We start from the raw sequence: 15,790 nt of genomic DNA on the forward strand, positions 1-15,790 counted from the left end.
CCCGTCAGGTCACTCCGCTCGGGGGACGCGGTGCCGGCCCCTGCTGGGAAGACTGGAATGAGCGGCTGATCCCAGAGCAGCCCTTGAGACCGAGGAGACACCGTCATCATGATCATGACCCCAGCACTCGTTGCCGCAGACACTGTAGGACACGGTCCCTGGCTCTGGCCGTGGTTCCTGCTCATCCCGCTGTCCTGGATCCTGCTGATCGCGCTCTTCTTCACGTTCGCCAGGCGCTTCTGGTGGCGGCGGCACTGGGGTTCGTTCCGCGGCGACTACCCCGGAACTCCCGGTGGGGGCTTCGGGGGGAGCTTTGGCGAGGGCGGCAGCGCCGAATCCATTTTGCGGGAGAGGTACGCGCGCGGAGAGATCGACGAGGCCGAATACCGCCAGCGCCTGGAGGTGCTCCGCGGCGACTACTACCAGGGCCCGTCGGAGGGGCGATCTTTCTGAAAGATGCGTTGCAGAATCTGGTCGAAATCCCTTCCGAATGACCCTGCTTGTCGAGTAGTGTGCCGTGAGTGTCGCATGAAGCGCGAGGCGTTGCCGGGGGGGCAATGGTGGCCAGTGTTCGTCCCGAGGGGGCGCCAGTAATCAGCGCTCAGGATCTGGTGAAGACGTACGGGGACGTCAACGCGGTCGACGGAATCAGCTTCGCCATTCCGGCCGGGGAATCGTTCGGCCTCCTGGGGCCGAACGGCGCGGGGAAGTCCACGACGATGCGGATGATCGGCGGCGTCAGCCAGCGCACCGCCGGCCAGCTGAACATCATGGGCCTCGACCCCGAGCAGCAGGGACCCGAAGTCCGTGCGCACCTCGGCGTCGTTCCGCAGCAGGACAATCTCGACGAAGAGCTCCGCGTCCGGGAGAACCTCATCATCTACGGCCGCTACTTCGGACTGTCGCGCAGCTACCTCAGCCAGCGCGCCGACGAGCTCCTCGAATTCGCGCAGCTCCAGGACAAGGCGAAGGCCCGGGTCGACTCCCTCTCGGGCGGGATGAAGCGCCGCCTCACCATCGCGCGGTCGCTCATCAACGACCCCAAGATCCTCCTCCTCGATGAGCCGACCACCGGGCTCGACCCGCAGGCTCGGCACGTCCTGTGGGACCGCCTCTTCCGGCTCAAGGAGCAGGGTGTGACCCTGGTCCTCACGACGCACTACATGGATGAGGCGGAGCAGCTGTGCGATCGCCTCATCGTCGTGGACAAGGGACGGATCATGGCCGAGGGCTCGCCTGCCCAGCTCATCCGGAAGCACTCGAGCCGAGAGGTGCTCGAGCTTCGGTTCGGCACGGATCGGAACGTCGCTGTGGCGGAGCGCCTGGACGGAACGGGGGACCGGATCGAGGTGCTCCCCGACCGGGTCCTCGTCTACAGCGACAATGGCGAGGAGTCGCTCGAGGCCATCCGCGGGAGGGGCTTCCACCCGATCACATCACTCGTGCGGCGAGCCTCGCTCGAGGACGTCTTCCTGCGGCTGACCGGGCGGTCCCTCGTTGACTGAGGGCCGGCTCCTCCGGGCGCAGGCTCCCGAGGTGTCTGCGGCCAAGGCGCGCCGCTGGGGCTCGCTCTACTTCATGGAGCACATGCTGCGCAGCATGCGCGCCTACGTTGTGACCATCATCGTCACGAGCATCGGCAACCCGCTCCTCTATCTGTTCTCGATGGGGGTCGGCCTCGCCTCGATCGTCGACCGCAGCCCGAGCGCGCACTTCGCCGGCGTCGGCTACCTTGCCTTCGCCGCGCCCGCGCTCCTCGTCTCGAGCTCGGTCATGACATGCGCGAACGAGATGATGTTCCCCGTCATGGACGGCTTCAAGTGGCGCCGCATCTACTACGGGCCCCACGTCACGCCGCTCGTGCCCGGGCAGCTCGCGGCCGGCCACGTCATGGCGGTGGGCATCCGGCTGCTCGTGCAGTGCACTGTGTTCTACCTGATCATGCTCGGGTTCGGCGCAACGCTGAGCCCGACCTCGTGGCTCATCGTCCCGGTGGGCGTCCTGGCGGGAATGGCGTTCGGGACGCCTCTCATGGCCTACGCGGCGAGGATCGACAAGGAGAACTTCCAGTTCTCCATGATCCAGCGCTTCATCGTCATGCCGCTCTTCCTCTTCTCGGGCACCTTCTATCCCCTCGGGACGATGCCTCAGGCCATGCAGTGGATCGGCTGGATCTCCCCCCTGTGGCACGGGAACCAGCTCGGTCGCCTCGTGACCATCGGGCCCACGGAACCCGTCTGGCTCGTCGCCGTCCACGTCGTCTACCTCGCAGCTCTCGGCACGTTCGGGATGGTCTGGGCGCGCCACAACTACGCGAGGCGGATGGACGCATGAGCATCCTGCACGACGACGACTACATCCTCGCCGCCGACCGCCGCCCGCTGAGCGCGCTCTACTCCCGCAACGCCCGAGCCGTGATCGAGCGGGGCTTCCGGGTCATCAAGAGCCAGAACTGGATCGTGCTCGTGTCGGGCTTCTTCGAGCCGGTGTTCTACCTGCTCTCCATGGGCATCGGACTCGGCCAGCTCGTCGGCTCCGTGCAGGGTCCGAACGGCGCGCCCATCAGCTACGCGGCGTACATCGCCCCAGCCCTCCTGGCTGTCTCCGCGATGAACGGGGCGATCTACGACTCGACGTGGAACATCTTCTTCAAGATGCACTTCGGGAAGCTCTACCAGAGCATGCTCTACACATCGCTCGGTCCATTCGACATCGCGGTGGGCGAGATCTTCATGGCGCTGTTCCGCGGGTTCCTCTATGCACTCGGGTTCACGGGGGTCATGGCAGTCATGGGCCTCATCACGACGCCGTGGGCGCTCCTGCTGGTCCCGGCATCGGTCATGGTCGCCTTCGGCTTCGCGAGCTTCGGCATGGCCATCACGAGCTACATGAAGACGTTCCAGCAGATGGACATCATCACGTTCGTGATGCTCCCCATGTTCCTCTTCTCTGCGACCTTCTATCCGCTCACGGTGTACCCGGAACCGGTCCAGTGGCTCGTCCAGGCGCTCCCGCTCTGGCACGGTGTCGAACTCATGCGCGAGATCAGCACGGGGGCCTTCAGCCTCGTGACGCTCCTGCACCTGCTCTACTACGTCGTCATGGTCCTCGTGGGCCTCGCGTTCACGACGCGGCGTCTCCGCGCGCTCTTCCTCCGCTGACCTCGGTTCAGCCGTCACCTTCCGTGTGACGGGTCTGGGAGAATGGTCGCCATGCAGTCTCTCGGCTCCCAGCACCCTGCCTCCACACGATCGGGCATCCGCATCGGCACCCTCGGGCTGTCCGTCCTCGTCCTCGCGTTCCTCGTCGCGGTCATCTTCGCCGCGAACCGGAACGAGGTGATCGGCTGGATCGTCGCGGTCATCTCGCTCGCGTGGCTCGTGTTTGCCGTGTTCGTGTTCGTCTCCGTCCGCAATGCGGGGCGCCGGGCTCAGGCCAAGTTCGAGGAGGCGGCCCGCCGTCTCGGCGGCCGCGCGCCGTCGATGGCGGGGCCGCAGGCGGCGGGGGAGGTGCGTACGGTCGACGACGCTCGCGACCTCAAGCTCGACCACTCGTTCAAGATCATCCAAGTGCAGGAACGCGTAGTGCGCGAGAATCTCGGCAGGGATTCCGAGCAGGTCGCCCGCGCCCTCGAGACCATCCAGATCACCGCGGCCAACGCCCGCGACATGCTGCGTCCCGACGGTGGGGAGCCCGTCACGGGGACGGTCGTCGACGAAGGGTAGAGTGTCAAGGTGACCCTCGAAGCTGCCATCACTACGCCTGCGTACGCGCCGAAGGACGGCGCGCTGCGCGTCGCAACGGTCAACGTCAACGGTCTGCGAGCGGCATGGCGCAAGGGAATGCCCGAGTGGCTCGCGCCGCGCGACGTCGACATCCTCTGCCTCCAGGAGGTGCGGGCCCCCGACGACGTCGTCAACGGGTACCTGGAGGGTTGGCACGTCCTCCACGCCGAGGCGGACGCGAAGGGCCGGGCCGGCGTCGCCATCGCCTCGCGGGAGCAGCCGACGGCGACGCGAGTCGGCATCGGCGACGACTACTTCGCGACGGCGGGCCGCTGGGTCGAGGCGGATTTCGCGGTCGACGGCGGGAAGCAGCTCACCGTGGTGAGCGCCTACGTGCATTCGGGCGAGGTCGACACCCCCAAGCAGGTCGACAAGTACCGCTTCCTCGACGTCATGCTCAAGCGGCTCCCAGAGCTCGCCGAGCTCAGCGACTACGCGCTCGTCGTGGGTGATCTCAACGTCGGGCACACGCCATTGGACATCCGCAATTGGAAGACGAACCAGAAGCGCGCAGGCTTCCTCCCGGAGGAGCGGGCGTACTTCGACCGCTTCTTCGGCGGCGAGATCGGCTGGAAGGACGTGCATCGCGAGCTGTCGGGCCAAATCGACGGCCCCTACACGTGGTGGTCGCAGCGCGGCCGCGCCTTCGACAATGACGCCGGGTGGCGGATCGACTACCAGATGGCCACTCCTGGCCTTGCGGCCTCGGCGAGGAACGCCGTCGTCGACCGGGCGACGGCCTGGGACACGCGCTTCTCGGACCACGCCCCGCTCGTCATCGACTACAAGCTCCAGACCCCGGAAGACCACCGACCATGACGACTGACTCCACTCCGGCCATGACTCCTCCCGGGCGCCAGCGCCTCGTCTCGGGCATGCAGCCTTCGGGTGACTCGCTGCACCTCGGCAACTACGTCGGGGCGCTCGTGAACATGGTGAAGCAGCAGGACGAGTACGACTGCTTCTACTTCATCCCCGACCTGCACGCGATCACCGTTCCCCAGGAACCCTCGGAACTGCGGGAGCGCACGCGCCTGACGGCGGCCCAGTTCATCGCGGCGGGAATCGACCCCGAGAAGTCGACGCTCTTCGTCCAGTCGCACGTGCCCGAGCATGCACAGCTTGCGTGGGTGCTGAACTGCCTCACGGGCTTCGGCGAGGCGTCGCGGATGACGCAGTTCAAGGACAAGGCGGCCCGCCAAGGCCATGACGCCGCGAGTGCAGGCCTCTTCACGTACCCGATGCTCATGGCAGCGGACATCCTGCTCTACAAGCCCTACGGCGTCCCGGTCGGGGAGGACCAGCGGCAGCACCTCGAGCTTGCCCGCACGCTCGCGCACCGCTTCAACGCCCGGTTCGGGGACACCTTCGTGGTGCCGGAGGCGCTCATTCCGCCCGTCGCCGCGAAGATCTACGACCTGCAGAACCCGACGGCCAAGATGTCGAAGTCGGCGGAATCGCCCAACGGCCTCATCAACATCCTCGATGATCCGAAGGTCACGGCGAAGCGGATCAAATCGGCCGTGACGGACACGGAGACGGTGGTCCGCTTCGATCGGGAGACGAAGCCCGGCGTCTCGAATCTGCTGACCATCAGCTCGACGATCACGGGCCGCAGCATCGACGAGCTGGTGGCCTCGTACGAGGGCAAGATGTACGGCCACCTCAAGGCCGACGTCGCGCAGATCGTGGTCGACGCGGTCGCGCCCATCAAGGCGCGTACAGAAGAGCTCCTCCGCGACCCGGCCGAGCTTGACCGGCTCCTCGCTGTCGGCGCGGCCAAGGCCCGGGAGATCGCAGCGGAGACGCTCTCGGACGTCTATCGGAAGGTGGGCTTCCTGCCTGCCATGGCCCCGGCTGCTGCCTCCGTCTGAGGCGATGACAGGCCGGCCTGAAGGGCAGACTCAGTCGCAGGACGGGGCGAATCCGCTCGTCGGCGTCATCCTCGGCTTCCCGGAGGACGTCGCGGCGGAGCTCCGGAAGTGGCGCGCGTCCTTCGGGGACCCGGTGGCCGACGTCATCCCCGCTCACATCACGCTTGTGACGACGACGGAGACCGAGGACTGGGACGCGACGGTGAGCCATGTGCGCGAAGTCGCGGCGCGGCAGGCCCCTTTCCGGGTGACGCTCTGCGGCACCGGTTCGTTCCGTCCGATCTCGGATGTGGTGTACCTCGAGGTCACGGAGGGGTTCGAGGAGTGCGTGCGGCTCCATGTCGAACTGCAGCGCGGACCCCTCGAGCGTGAGCTCCCGTTCCCCTACCACCCGCATGTGACGGTGGCCCACGATGTGGACGCCGAGCGGCTCGACGAGGCGGAGGAGGCGCTGAAAAACTACAGCACCTCCTTCACAGTGGCTAGCATGGGGCTATATGAGCACGACGCCGACGGCTTCTGGCAACTACGGGAAGAGCTCGACTTCGGGGGAGAAGCGCCAGCGCGCCGCCGGAGCTGACCCGCAGAAGGCCGGCCCGACCCCGCCCACCGACTTGGATCGGCTGCGTCTCAACGCGCTCCATGCCCGCCAGGCCTGGGGCCGGGCGAAGCTGGACGAGAAGGCTGGGGTCAAGCGCTATCTCGCCCTCATCCAATGGATCGTCGCGAAGGTGAGCACCTGGCGCCTCCCGCGCACGATGCAGCTCTACGGGCTTCGCCACGGCCCGCTCATGAGCGCAGGAATCGGCTTCAACATGTTCTTCTCGATCCTCGGCCTGTTGACGACCGGGTTCTCCATCGTCGGCCTCGTGCTGGCCGGGCAGCCGGAGATCGTGAACAAGACTGTCCAGCTTGTCGCGCAGTCCGCTCCCGGCCTGCTCAAGGTCGACGGCCATGAGGGCATCGCGGACCCCAACGCGCTCCTCAACCCCTCCGGTCTGGGCCTGACGGCCATCATCGGGGCCATCGTCACCGTCTTCACCTCCTTGGGCTGGATCAGCAGCCTGCGGGATGGCCTCCGGGGCGTTCTGGCGGAGCCGCCGCTCCAGGTCAATGCCGTCATCGTGCGCCTCCACGACGCTGGAACCCTTCTGCTCCTCGGCGTCGCGCTCGTGCTCACCTCTGGCGTGAGCATCCTGTTCACGGGAGCGATCGGCTTCATCGCGGACCTGCTGCACCTCGACAAGGCCGTCGTGGCACCGATCAGCTGGCTCATCGGGATCGTGGTTCCCCTCGTCCTCAACTGGGTCACCGCCGTCATCATGTTCCGTCTCGCGGCCGGCCTCCGGCTGTCGCGGCGCGCGTGGCTCGAGGCGACGATCATCGCGGGAGCGGGCACCACGGTGCTGCAGCTCTTCAGCAGCCAGCTGCTCGCGCGGGCGGGCGCCAATCCGTTGCTCGCATCCTTCGCGATCATCATCGGCCTGCTCATCTGGTTCAACCTCGTGAGCCAGGTCTACCTCGTCTCGGGATCGTGGGCCGCGATCCGAGAGGCTGATGCGGGTGCCGTCGCTGGGCGCCGGCCTGGCATGCTCGGCTCGTCCCGCCCGTCGTTCCGCCCCGGGCCTCAGCTTTCACGCAGCGAAGCGGAGCTTCGGGCGCGGCCCCGTCGTCAACCCGTCAACGTCGGCTCGCGCGGGCCGCACACGGACGACGGCGCGCGCTCGCCGGGCCTTCCGGACGTTCCGGTCAGCGTGGGGCCGCCCGAGCCCGTGACCGCCGTGGCACCGGATACCGCGCCGCTCGCGCCCGACGCGCCGCAGAAGCACGGCATCGGGAGCTGGCTGCGAGGCCTGCGCCGCCGCGGGCGTGCCTGACGTAGGTTTCCAGAGAGGGCCGGCGGGCACAGCGATCCCGGCGAGATAGGGAGCTGGGCGGCATTGAACGCCGAGCGACATAGGAGGAGGGGCGCCACTGCGATGCAGCAGTGGCGCCCCTCCTCATTCCCTCGGCCCCGCGTCCGGCGGGGGTGGGGTTGACTCAGAACTGGCGGGCGAGGACCGCCTGCTTGACCTCGGAGATCGCCTTCGTGACCTGGATGCCACGCGGGCAGGCCTCCGAGCAGTTGAAGATCGTGCGGCAGCGCCACACGCCTTCCTTGTCGTTGAGGATCTCGAGCCGCATGTCGCCGGCGTCGTCACGCGAATCGAAGATGAAGCGGTGCGCATTCACGATCGCGGCCGGCCCGAAGTACTGGCCGTCGGTCCAGAAGACGGGGCAGGAGGACGTGCAGGCGGCACAGAGGATGCACTTCGTGGTGTCGTCGAAACGCTCGCGGTCCTCGGGAGACTGGAGGCGCTCCTTCGTGGGCGCGTGGCCCGTCGTCACGAGGAACGGCATGATCTCGCGGTACGACTGGAAGAACGGCTCCATGTCCACAATCAGGTCCTTCTCGACCGGGAGGCCCTTGATGGGCTCAACGGTGATCGGCTTGGACGTGTCGAGGTCCTTGAGGAGGGTCTTGCACGCGAGGCGGTTTCGGCCGTTGATGCGCATGGCATCGGATCCGCACACGCCGTGCGCGCACGAGCGACGGAACGAGAGCGAGCCGTCGAGCTCCCACTTGACCTTGTGGAGGGCGTCGAGCACGCGGTCCGTGCCGTACATGGTGAGCTTGAACTCGTCCCAGTGCGACTCGTCCGAGACCTCGGGGTTGTAACGGCGCACGCGGAGCGTCACGTCGAACGTGGGGATCTCGCCCCCGCCGCCGACGCTCGCGGGAAGCTCGACCTTGGATGCAGGCTCTGCAGTTGACGCGGTCATCAGTACTTACGCTCCATCGGCTCGTAACGGGTGAACACGACCCGCTTCGTGCCGAAGCGGATGCCCTTGATGCCCTCGGTCTCGGCCGTGGGGTCCTTGTAGAGCATCGTGTGCTTCATCCAGTTGGCGTCGTCGCGGTCGGGGAAGTCCTCACGGTAGTGGCCACCGCGGGACTCCTTGCGGTGGAGGGCAGCAACAGTCATGGCCTCGGCGAGGTCCAGAAGGAAGCCGAGCTCGACTGCCTCGAGGAGATCGAGGTTGAACCGCTTGCCCTTGTCCTGGATGCTGATGTTCCGGTACCGCTCGCGCAGCTTCGTGATGTCGCCGAGGGCCGTCGTGATCGATTCGGCGGTGCGGAACACCTGCATGTTCGCGTCCATGGTCTCCTGGAGGTCCGAGCGGATCGCGGCGACCCTCTCGGTTCCGGTTCCGGTGCGGACGACGTCGAGCATGGCGATCGTCTCGGCTGAGGGGTCCTCCGGGAGTTCGACGAAGTCGGCCGTCTTGGCGTACTCGGCTGCGTTGATGCCCGATCGCTTGCCGAAGACGTTGATGTCGAGGAGCGAGTTGGTGCCGAGGCGGTTGGAGCCGTGCACCGACACGCACGCGACCTCGCCGGCTGCGTAGAGGCCGGGGATGACCGTGTCGTTGTCCTGGAGGACCTCGCCCTTGATGTTCGTGGGGATGCCGCCCATGGCGTAGTGCGCGGTCGGGTAGACGGGCACGGGCTCGGTGTAGGGCTCGACGCCGAGGTACGTGCGCGCGAACTCGGTGATGTCCGGGAGCTTGGCATCGATGTGCGCGGGCTCGAGGTGGGTCAGGTCGAGCAGGACGTAGTCCTTGTTCGGGCCGGCGCCGCGTCCCTCGCGCACCTCGTTGGCCATCGAGCGGGCCACGATGTCGCGGGGAGCGAGGTCCTTGATGGTCGGCGCGTAGCGCTCCATGAAGCGCTCGCCCTCGGAGTTGCGCAGGATCGCGCCCTCGCCGCGGGCTGCCTCCGAGAGGAGGATTCCGAGTCCGGCGAGGCCCGTCGGGTGGAACTGGAAGAACTCCATGTCCTCGAGGGGGATCCCGCGGCGGAAGGCGATGCCCATGCCGTCGCCCGTGAGCGTGTGCGCGTTCGACGTCGTCTTGAAGACCTTGCCCGCGCCGCCCGTCGCGAAGATGATGGCCTTCGCCTGGAAGATGTGGATCTCGCCCGACGCGAGGTCGTAGCTCACGACTCCGGCAACGCGCTTCTGCTTGTACGGCGTTCCGTCCTCGCGCACAGCGTCCTCTTCGACGACGAGGAGGTCGAGGACGTAGTACTCGTTGTAGAACTCGACATTGTGCTTGACGCAGTTCTGGTACAGCGTCTGGAGGATCATGTGTCCCGTGCGGTCGGCTGCATAGCACGCCCGGCGGACGGGCGCCTTGCCGTGGTCGCGGGTGTGGCCGCCGAACCTGCGCTGGTCGATGCGGCCCTCAGGCGTGCGGTTGAACGGAAGGCCCATCTTCTCGAGGTCGAGGACGGCGTCGATCGCCTCCTTCGCCATGACCTCCGCGGCGTCCTGGTCGACGAGGTAGTCGCCGCCCTTGACGGTGTCGAAGGTGTGCCACTCCCAGTTGTCCTCCTCGACGTTGGCGAGGGCGGCACACATGCCGCCCTGTGCCGCGCCGGTGTGGGAGCGGGTGGGGTACAGCTTGGTCAGCACCGCGGTGCGGGCACGCTGGCCGGATTCAATGGCTGCGCGCATGCCGGCGCCGCCGGCGCCGACGATCACCACGTCGTACTTGTGGACCTGCATACTGGATGCTTCTCTCTCTAGCGCAAGACTGCGGCGTCGCTCGCGTGCGGAGGGCGCCGCCTGGAAGGCATGCTACGGCTTGGGGCAGAAGTCGGCGCCGGTATGGACGCCGTTGATGACCGGGCACGGGTCGAAGGTGAAGATCACCAGCGTGCCGAGGATGATGATGGCCGTTGCGGCGGCGTACAGGACGACGAGGAGCCAGAAGCGGAGGCTGTCCCGGTCGGCGTAGTCGTTGATGATCGTGCGGACGCCGTTCGCGCCGTGGAGCATGGCAAGCCACAGCATGGCCAGGTCCCACCACTGCCAGAACGGGTTGGCCCACTTGCCGGCGACGAAGCCGAAGTCGATCGCGTGCACGCCATGGCCGACCATCAGGTTGACGAACAGGTGCCCGAAGATGAGCACGACGAGCACGATGCCCGAGAGGCGCATGAAGAGCCATGCCGCCATCTCGAAGCCGCCCTTGGCGCCGCTGCCGTGGCGCGTGTACTTGGGGGAGACGCGGCCCGTCTCGGACGTGCTGCGGGGGAATCGAATGTCAGGGGTGGTGCTCATGCCGGTCAGCCTCCGAACACGATCGAGAGTTGGCGGATGGCGAACGCCACGAACACGACGGCCCACACGATGACGACCGTCCACAGCATCTGGCGCTGGTACTTGGGGCCGCTCTTCCAGAAGTCGACGGCGATGATCCGCAGGCCGTTGAAGGCGTGGAAGAGGATGGCGGCCACGAGCGCGGTCTCGCCGAGGCCCATGACCGGGTTCTTGTATTCGCCGATGACGGCGTTGTAGGCGTCAGGGGACACACGCACCAATGAGGTGTCCAGCACATGCACCAACAAGAAGAAGAAGATCACGACACCGGTAATACGGTGCCCGACCCAGGACCACATGCCTTCACGGCCGCGGTACAGGGTGCCAGCTGGTTTCGTCGGCACTGATAAACCTCCCTGCGAGCACCGATGCGGGCGCTCACCAGAAAGGCGAGGGCACCGATGCAGAAGGCGCCCGTCTCGGCTGGCGGACGCGTACTCTGTCGAGCTCCAGCCTAAATCTAGGCTTCGCCCACAGCTTATTCAATTTGCCGACTTCCGTGCGGTCAGGAGAGTGGGGATTATCACAGGGTCCCGCAGTCCGGGCAGAGCGGGGCGCTGCTCCCTCACACTCCGTGCGTCCGGCTCCATTAGAGTGGGGGTGATGAGCACTGATTTTCCGGCGGCGAGCGCACCAGGCCGCGACCCCGTCGTGGACCGATTCGTCGCCGTCATCCCGGCTGGTGGTGTCGGCACGCGGCTGTGGCCACTCTCGCGCGCGGCGGCCCCGAAGTTCCTCCATGACCTCACGGGGTCTGGGAGCACGCTCATCCGGGCGACGTACGACAGGCTGAGGCCCCTCGCCAACGGCCGCCTCCTCGTGGTGACCGGTCAGGCGCACCGCGCGGCCGTGTGCCTCCAGATCCCCGAACTCGACTCGGCCGACCTCGTGCTCGAGAGCGAGCCGAAGGACTCCGGTGCCGCCATCGGGCTGGCTGCGGCCATCCTGCACCGCCGCGACCCGGCGACGATCATGGGCTCGTTCGCTGCGGACCACGTGATCAGCCCTGACTCCGTGTTCCGCGCCGCGGTGCTCGAGGCCATCCATACGGCCGCCTCGGGGGAGCGCGGAAAGATCGTGACCATCGGCATCGAGCCGACCCATCCCTCGACCGGCTTCGGCTACATCCGCGGGGGAGAGGCGCTCGACGTCGAGGGGGCACCCAGCGCCCGTGCCGTCGCCGAGTTCGTCGAGAAGCCGAACCTCGAGGTGGCCGAGAAGTACCTCGCGTCCGGCGAGTACCTGTGGAACGCAGGCATGTTCGTCGCCCCGGTCTCCCTGATGCTCGAGCATCTCGAGGCGAACCAGCCGGAGCTCTATGCCGGTCTCGCCGAGATCGCAGCTGCATGGGATACCCCAGACCGGGACGAGGTGACCGCACGCGTGTGGCCGACCCTGCCGAAGATCGCCATCGACTACGCCGTCGCCGAGCCGGCAGCGGCCGCCGGGGACGTCGCCGTCGTGCCCGGTGCCTTCCGCTGGGACGACGTCGGGGACTTCGCCGCGATCGGCCGGCTCAACAGCGCCCGCGAAGTCGACGCCGTCACCGTCCTGGGCGAGGGCGCACGGGTCTTCACGGAGGACGCGAGCGGAATGGTCGTCTCCGATACGAAGCGCGTGATTGCGCTCATCGGCATCCAGGATGTCGTGATCGTCGATACGCCCGACGCACTCCTCGTGACCACGAAGGAGCACGCCCAGAAGGTCAAGGGCGCCGTGGCGGCGCTCAAGGCGAGCGGCGACACCGACGTCCTCTGAGCCCCGAGGCCATCGGAGACCCGGAGCGGACCGGGGCCGTCCCTGAAGCATGGGCGAAGAGGGCGTGGCGCTAAAGTGAACAGGTGCGCAACTACACCACGGAAGCCGACCCGACGCCCCTCGTCGGCCCCCGTCTCGATCATCTCCTCCCTGATCTCATTGCCTTCCGCCGTGACCTGCATGCGCACCCAGAGCTGAGCTTCCAGGAATACCGAACGACCGACCGCATCGTCGCCCGTCTGGAGGCGGCCGGGCTCGAGCCCAGGCGCCTCGACGGGACCGGCGTCGTCGTGGACATCGGTGAGGGGCCGATCGCGACCGCGCTCCGGGGCGACATCGACGCCCTTCCGATCATCGAGGAGACGGGCCTTCCATTCGCCTCGCTCAACCACGGCGTCACGCACGCGTGCGGCCATGACGTGCACGCGACGTGCGCCCTCGGCGCGGCCCTCGTCCTGGCCGACAAGCACCGCGAGGAGCCCCTCGGGGCAACGGTGCGCATCGTGTTCCAGCCCGCCGAGGAAACGATGCCGGGCGGCGCGCTCGCGTGCATCGACCAAGGAGTGCTCTCGGGTGTTCCGCGCATCATGGCACTCCACTGCGATCCGCGGATCGAGGTGGGCCGGATCGGCACTCGGATCGGCTCCATCACCTCTGCCTCGGACACCATTCGGATCGAGCTCGTGGGGCGTGGCGGCCACACGTCCCGCCCGCACCTGACCGAGGACCTTGTCTTCGCGCTGTCCCAGATCGCGATCAACGTTCCCGCGGTACTGTCCCGCCGCGTCGACGTGCGCAGCGGCGTCTCGATGGTCTGGGGCCAGATCGCAGCGGGCGCGGCGCCCAACGCGATCCCCGCCATCGGCCATATGGCCGGGACGATGCGCTGCCTCGACCGGGAGGCCTGGCACAGCGCGGGCGAGCTCCTCGACGAGGTGGTCCAGCAGGTGGCAGCACCCTACGGCGTCGACGTGCGGCTCGAGCACACCCGCGGCGTACCGCCGGTCGTGAACTCCGAGCACGAGACGGCGCTCATCGAAGCAGCCGCGAGGGCTGAGCTCGGCGAGGACGCGGTCGTCCTCACGCCGCAGTCGATGGGTGGGGAGGACTTCGCCTGGTTTCTCGCCGAGATCCCTGGGTCGATGTTCCGTCTCGGTATCCACACGCCCGGCGGTGAGGAGTATGACCTGCACCGCGGTGACCTCATCGTCGATGAGGGCGCGATCGCGTGCGGTGTCCGCGTCCTCGCCGCGGCCGCCCTGCGCAGTATCCGGGATCTCTGAGGGCCCATGCAGCCGCTCGAGAGCACGCCTGAGGCAGAAGCCGTCGACTGGCCGATGCTCGCGGCGCTTGCCCAGAGTGCTATGCGCAAGGCCTACGCCCCGTATTCCCGGTTCCCGGTCGGCGCAGCCGCCCTGCTCGACGACGGCCGCACCGTCTCCGGCTGCAACGTCGAGAACGCGTCCTACGGGCTCACGCTGTGCGCGGAATGCACCCTCGTCGGCCAGATCCAGTTGACCGGCGGCGGCCGCATCCGCGCCTTCGCGTGCGTGGACGCCGAGGGGGCGCCACTCATGCCGTGCGGGCGCTGCCGCCAGCTCCTCTACGAGTTCCGCGCCCCTGGCATGGAGCTCATGACGAAGCGGGGCATCCGATCGATCGATGACGTCCTTCCGGACGCGTTCGGGCCCGAGGACCTTGAAGTTCCCGAGGAGGAGGAGGCACTGTGAGCGAGCCCTTAGCCAGAGCCGGCGCGGCCGAGCCGTTCGACGCAGTCGACGTCATCCGCACGAAGAGGGACGGCAGAGACCTCTCGGACGGTCAGATCGAGTGGGTCGTCGACGCCTACACCCGCGGCGTCGTGGCCGAGGAGCAGATGTCCGCACTCGCCATGGCGATCCTGCTCAACGGGATGACCCATCGTGAGACCGCCCGGTGGACGGCCGCCATGATCGCCTCGGGCGAGCGCCTCGACTTCTCCACGCTGCGGACGCCGGGCGGGGGGACGCCGGTGACGGCGGACAAGCACTCCACCGGCGGTGTTGGCGACAAGATCACCCTCCCGCTCGCCCCCCTTGTCGCGGTGTTCGGGGTTGCCGTGCCGCAGCTCTCGGGGCGGGGCCTGGGCCACACCGGGGGGACGCTTGACAAGCTCGAGTCGATTCCCGGCTGGCGTGCCGGGCTCAGCAACGACGAGATGATGGCCCAGCTCGACGCCGTGGGCGCGGTCGTCTGTGCAGCAGGCAGCGGGCTGGCTCCCGCCGACAGGAAGCTCTACGCGCTCCGCGATGTCACGGGCACGGTCGAATCGATCCCGCTCATCGCCTCCTCGATCATGAGCAAGAAGATCGCCGAGGGCACAGGCTCCCTGGTCCTCGACGTCAAGGTGGGGTCCGGTGCGTTCATGAAGGACGAGGCACAGGCGCGCGAGCTCGCAGAGACGATGGTGGCCCTGGGTGCGGACGCCGGGGTGAACACGGTGGCGCTCCTCACCAACATGTCGACTCCGCTCGGGCTCACCGTCGGGAACGCGATCGAAGTCGAGGAGGCCGTCGAGGTGCTCGCCGGCGGCGGGCCCGACGACGTCGTCGAGCTCACGGTGCGTCTGGCCGAGGAGATGCTCGCGTGCGCCGGCGTGCACGACGCCGACCCCGCCCAGGCGCTCCGCGACGGACGCGCGATGGATGTATGGCGGAGGATGATCGAGGCCCAGGGCGGCGACCCGGATGCTGCCCTCCCGCGCGCGCGGGAGAACGAGATCGTCTACGCCGCGGCCGATGGGGTCCTCGTCGAGCTCGACGCCCTCAAGGTGGGGACCGCCGCGTGGCGGCTCGGTGCCGGCCGTGCGCGCAGGGAAGATGCCGTGCAGGCGGCCGCAGGAGTACGACTGCACGCCAAGCCGGGCGCGTTTGTCCGTGCTGGCGAGCCGCTCATGACCCTCCTGACGGACACCCCAGAGCGCTTCGGGCGGGCGAAGGAGGCGCTGGAGGGAGTTGCCCTGATTGCGCCGGCCGGGGCCCGCCCAGCCCAGAAGCTTGTCATCGATCGACTCGCATGACACCCTGAAAGAGACCTTAGCGGCGCCAGGGGACAGCGTCGCTACGCGGAGCGTTCCACTCCAGCGGATGGCGGCATGCCTGAGGGCATGCGAAACTGAAATCAGGCC

General features: G+C 67.7%; 17 protein-coding genes. 13 read left to right on the forward strand and 4 right to left on the reverse strand.

Annotated features, from left to right (window positions below):
* The first annotated feature begins 108 nt into the window (after positions 1-108).
* The 9 genes from E6A21_RS06040 to E6A21_RS06080 all read left to right on the forward strand — a co-directional run bounded on the left by E6A21_RS06040 (position 109) and on the right by E6A21_RS06080 (position 7,536).
* Positions 109-453 (forward strand): SHOCT domain-containing protein, encoded by a 345-nt coding sequence (locus E6A21_RS06040; RefSeq protein ID WP_138443244.1) that lies wholly within the window; start codon positions 109-111, stop codon positions 451-453.
* Positions 454-557: 104 nt separating this feature from the next.
* Complete coding sequence (locus E6A21_RS06045; RefSeq protein WP_138443341.1) at positions 558-1,505, forward strand: ABC transporter ATP-binding protein; 948 nt, start codon at positions 558-560, stop codon at positions 1,503-1,505.
* Between the two features lie 31 nt (positions 1,506-1,536).
* Positions 1,537-2,334 carry an ABC transporter permease gene (locus E6A21_RS06050; RefSeq protein WP_246036228.1) on the forward strand — a complete coding sequence of 266 codons (798 nt, stop codon included), beginning with the start codon at positions 1,537-1,539 and terminating at the stop codon, positions 2,332-2,334.
* Positions 2,331-3,161, forward strand: coding sequence for an ABC transporter permease (locus E6A21_RS06055; protein WP_138443245.1), 831 nt, complete (start codon positions 2,331-2,333; stop codon positions 3,159-3,161). Before E6A21_RS06050 ends, E6A21_RS06055 begins: the two co-directional genes overlap by 4 nt.
* Positions 3,162-3,212: 51 nt before the next feature.
* Positions 3,213-3,725: a hypothetical protein gene (locus E6A21_RS06060; RefSeq protein ID WP_138443246.1), complete on the forward strand. Its 513-nt coding sequence runs from the start codon at positions 3,213-3,215 to the stop codon at positions 3,723-3,725.
* Positions 3,726-3,734: 9 nt separating this feature from the next.
* Entirely contained in the window at positions 3,735-4,604 is an 870-nt protein-coding gene (locus E6A21_RS06065; protein ID WP_246036229.1) for an exodeoxyribonuclease III, read from the forward strand.
* Positions 4,601-5,659 carry a tryptophan--tRNA ligase gene (gene trpS / locus E6A21_RS06070; protein ID WP_138443247.1) on the forward strand — a complete coding sequence of 353 codons (1,059 nt, stop codon included), beginning with the start codon at positions 4,601-4,603 and terminating at the stop codon, positions 5,657-5,659. Before E6A21_RS06065 ends, trpS begins: the two co-directional genes overlap by 4 nt.
* A 4-nt stretch (positions 5,660-5,663) precedes the next feature.
* On the forward strand, positions 5,664-6,239 hold the full coding sequence (locus E6A21_RS06075; RefSeq protein ID WP_138443248.1) for a 2'-5' RNA ligase family protein: 576 nt from the start codon (positions 5,664-5,666) through the stop codon (positions 6,237-6,239).
* Positions 6,157-7,536 carry a YihY/virulence factor BrkB family protein gene (locus E6A21_RS06080; RefSeq protein ID WP_246036230.1) on the forward strand — a complete coding sequence of 460 codons (1,380 nt, stop codon included), beginning with the start codon at positions 6,157-6,159 and terminating at the stop codon, positions 7,534-7,536. The genes E6A21_RS06075 and E6A21_RS06080 overlap by 83 nt, the downstream gene beginning before the upstream one ends.
* 163 nt (positions 7,537-7,699) lie before the next feature.
* Here E6A21_RS06080 and E6A21_RS06085 read toward each other — a convergent pair whose 3' ends face one another.
* The 4 genes from E6A21_RS06085 to sdhC all read right to left on the reverse strand — a co-directional run bounded on the left by E6A21_RS06085 (position 7,700) and on the right by sdhC (position 11,210).
* On the reverse strand, positions 7,700-8,482 hold the full coding sequence (locus E6A21_RS06085) for a succinate dehydrogenase iron-sulfur subunit (protein WP_138443249.1): 783 nt from the start codon (positions 8,480-8,482) through the stop codon (positions 7,700-7,702).
* Positions 8,482-10,269, reverse strand: a complete 1,788-nt coding sequence (gene sdhA, locus E6A21_RS06090; protein ID WP_138443250.1) for a succinate dehydrogenase flavoprotein subunit — start codon at positions 10,267-10,269, stop codon at positions 8,482-8,484. Before sdhA ends, E6A21_RS06085 begins: the two co-directional genes overlap by 1 nt.
* Before the next feature lie 72 nt (positions 10,270-10,341).
* On the reverse strand, positions 10,342-10,827 hold the full coding sequence (locus tag E6A21_RS06095) for a succinate dehydrogenase hydrophobic membrane anchor subunit (RefSeq protein WP_138443251.1): 486 nt from the start codon (positions 10,825-10,827) through the stop codon (positions 10,342-10,344).
* Positions 10,828-10,832: 5 nt separating this feature from the next.
* Positions 10,833-11,210 carry a succinate dehydrogenase, cytochrome b556 subunit gene (gene sdhC / locus E6A21_RS06100; RefSeq protein WP_138443252.1) on the reverse strand — a complete coding sequence of 126 codons (378 nt, stop codon included), beginning with the start codon at positions 11,208-11,210 and terminating at the stop codon, positions 10,833-10,835.
* 259 nt (positions 11,211-11,469) lie between these two features.
* Between sdhC and E6A21_RS06105 the strand changes: the two genes are divergently transcribed.
* From E6A21_RS06105 to E6A21_RS06120, 4 genes are all read left to right on the forward strand, one after another.
* Positions 11,470-12,624: a mannose-1-phosphate guanylyltransferase gene (locus E6A21_RS06105; protein ID WP_138443253.1), complete on the forward strand. Its 1,155-nt coding sequence runs from the start codon at positions 11,470-11,472 to the stop codon at positions 12,622-12,624.
* A gap of 83 nt (positions 12,625-12,707) precedes the next feature.
* Positions 12,708-13,907 (forward strand): amidohydrolase, encoded by a 1,200-nt coding sequence (locus E6A21_RS06110; RefSeq protein WP_138443254.1) that lies wholly within the window; start codon positions 12,708-12,710, stop codon positions 13,905-13,907.
* A 6-nt stretch (positions 13,908-13,913) separates the two neighbouring features.
* The gene (locus E6A21_RS06115; RefSeq protein WP_138443255.1) at positions 13,914-14,354 is read left to right on the forward strand and encodes a cytidine deaminase; all 441 of its coding nucleotides are present in this window, start codon (positions 13,914-13,916) and stop codon (positions 14,352-14,354) included.
* Entirely contained in the window at positions 14,351-15,682 is a 1,332-nt protein-coding gene (locus E6A21_RS06120; protein WP_138443256.1) for a thymidine phosphorylase, read from the forward strand. Before E6A21_RS06115 ends, E6A21_RS06120 begins: the two co-directional genes overlap by 4 nt.
* The last annotated feature ends 108 nt before the right edge of the window (positions 15,683-15,790 follow it).

It is taken from the genome of Sinomonas susongensis (assembly GCF_005877005.1).
GTDB lineage: Bacteria > Actinomycetota > Actinomycetes > Actinomycetales > Micrococcaceae > Sinomonas > Sinomonas susongensis.

Coding starts and splice junctions, on each gene's coding strand:
- E6A21_RS06040 (WP_138443244.1), top strand. CDS start 109: ATGATCATGACCCCAGCACTCGTTGCCGCAGACACTGTAGGACACGGT.
- E6A21_RS06045 (WP_138443341.1), top strand. CDS start 558: ATGGTGGCCAGTGTTCGTCCCGAGGGGGCGCCAGTAATCAGCGCTCAG.
- E6A21_RS06055 (WP_138443245.1), top strand. CDS start 2,331: ATGAGCATCCTGCACGACGACGACTACATCCTCGCCGCCGACCGCCGC.
- E6A21_RS06060 (WP_138443246.1), top strand. CDS start 3,213: ATGCAGTCTCTCGGCTCCCAGCACCCTGCCTCCACACGATCGGGCATC.
- trpS (WP_138443247.1), top strand. CDS start 4,601: ATGACGACTGACTCCACTCCGGCCATGACTCCTCCCGGGCGCCAGCGC.
- E6A21_RS06075 (WP_138443248.1), top strand. CDS start 5,664: ATGACAGGCCGGCCTGAAGGGCAGACTCAGTCGCAGGACGGGGCGAAT.
- E6A21_RS06080 (WP_246036230.1), top strand. CDS start 6,157: ATGAGCACGACGCCGACGGCTTCTGGCAACTACGGGAAGAGCTCGACT.
- E6A21_RS06085 (WP_138443249.1), bottom strand. CDS start 8,482: ATGACCGCGTCAACTGCAGAGCCTGCATCCAAGGTCGAGCTTCCCGCG.
- sdhA (WP_138443250.1), bottom strand. CDS start 10,269: ATGCAGGTCCACAAGTACGACGTGGTGATCGTCGGCGCCGGCGGCGCC.
- E6A21_RS06095 (WP_138443251.1), bottom strand. CDS start 10,827: ATGAGCACCACCCCTGACATTCGATTCCCCCGCAGCACGTCCGAGACG.
- E6A21_RS06105 (WP_138443253.1), top strand. CDS start 11,470: ATGAGCACTGATTTTCCGGCGGCGAGCGCACCAGGCCGCGACCCCGTC.
- E6A21_RS06115 (WP_138443255.1), top strand. CDS start 13,914: ATGCAGCCGCTCGAGAGCACGCCTGAGGCAGAAGCCGTCGACTGGCCG.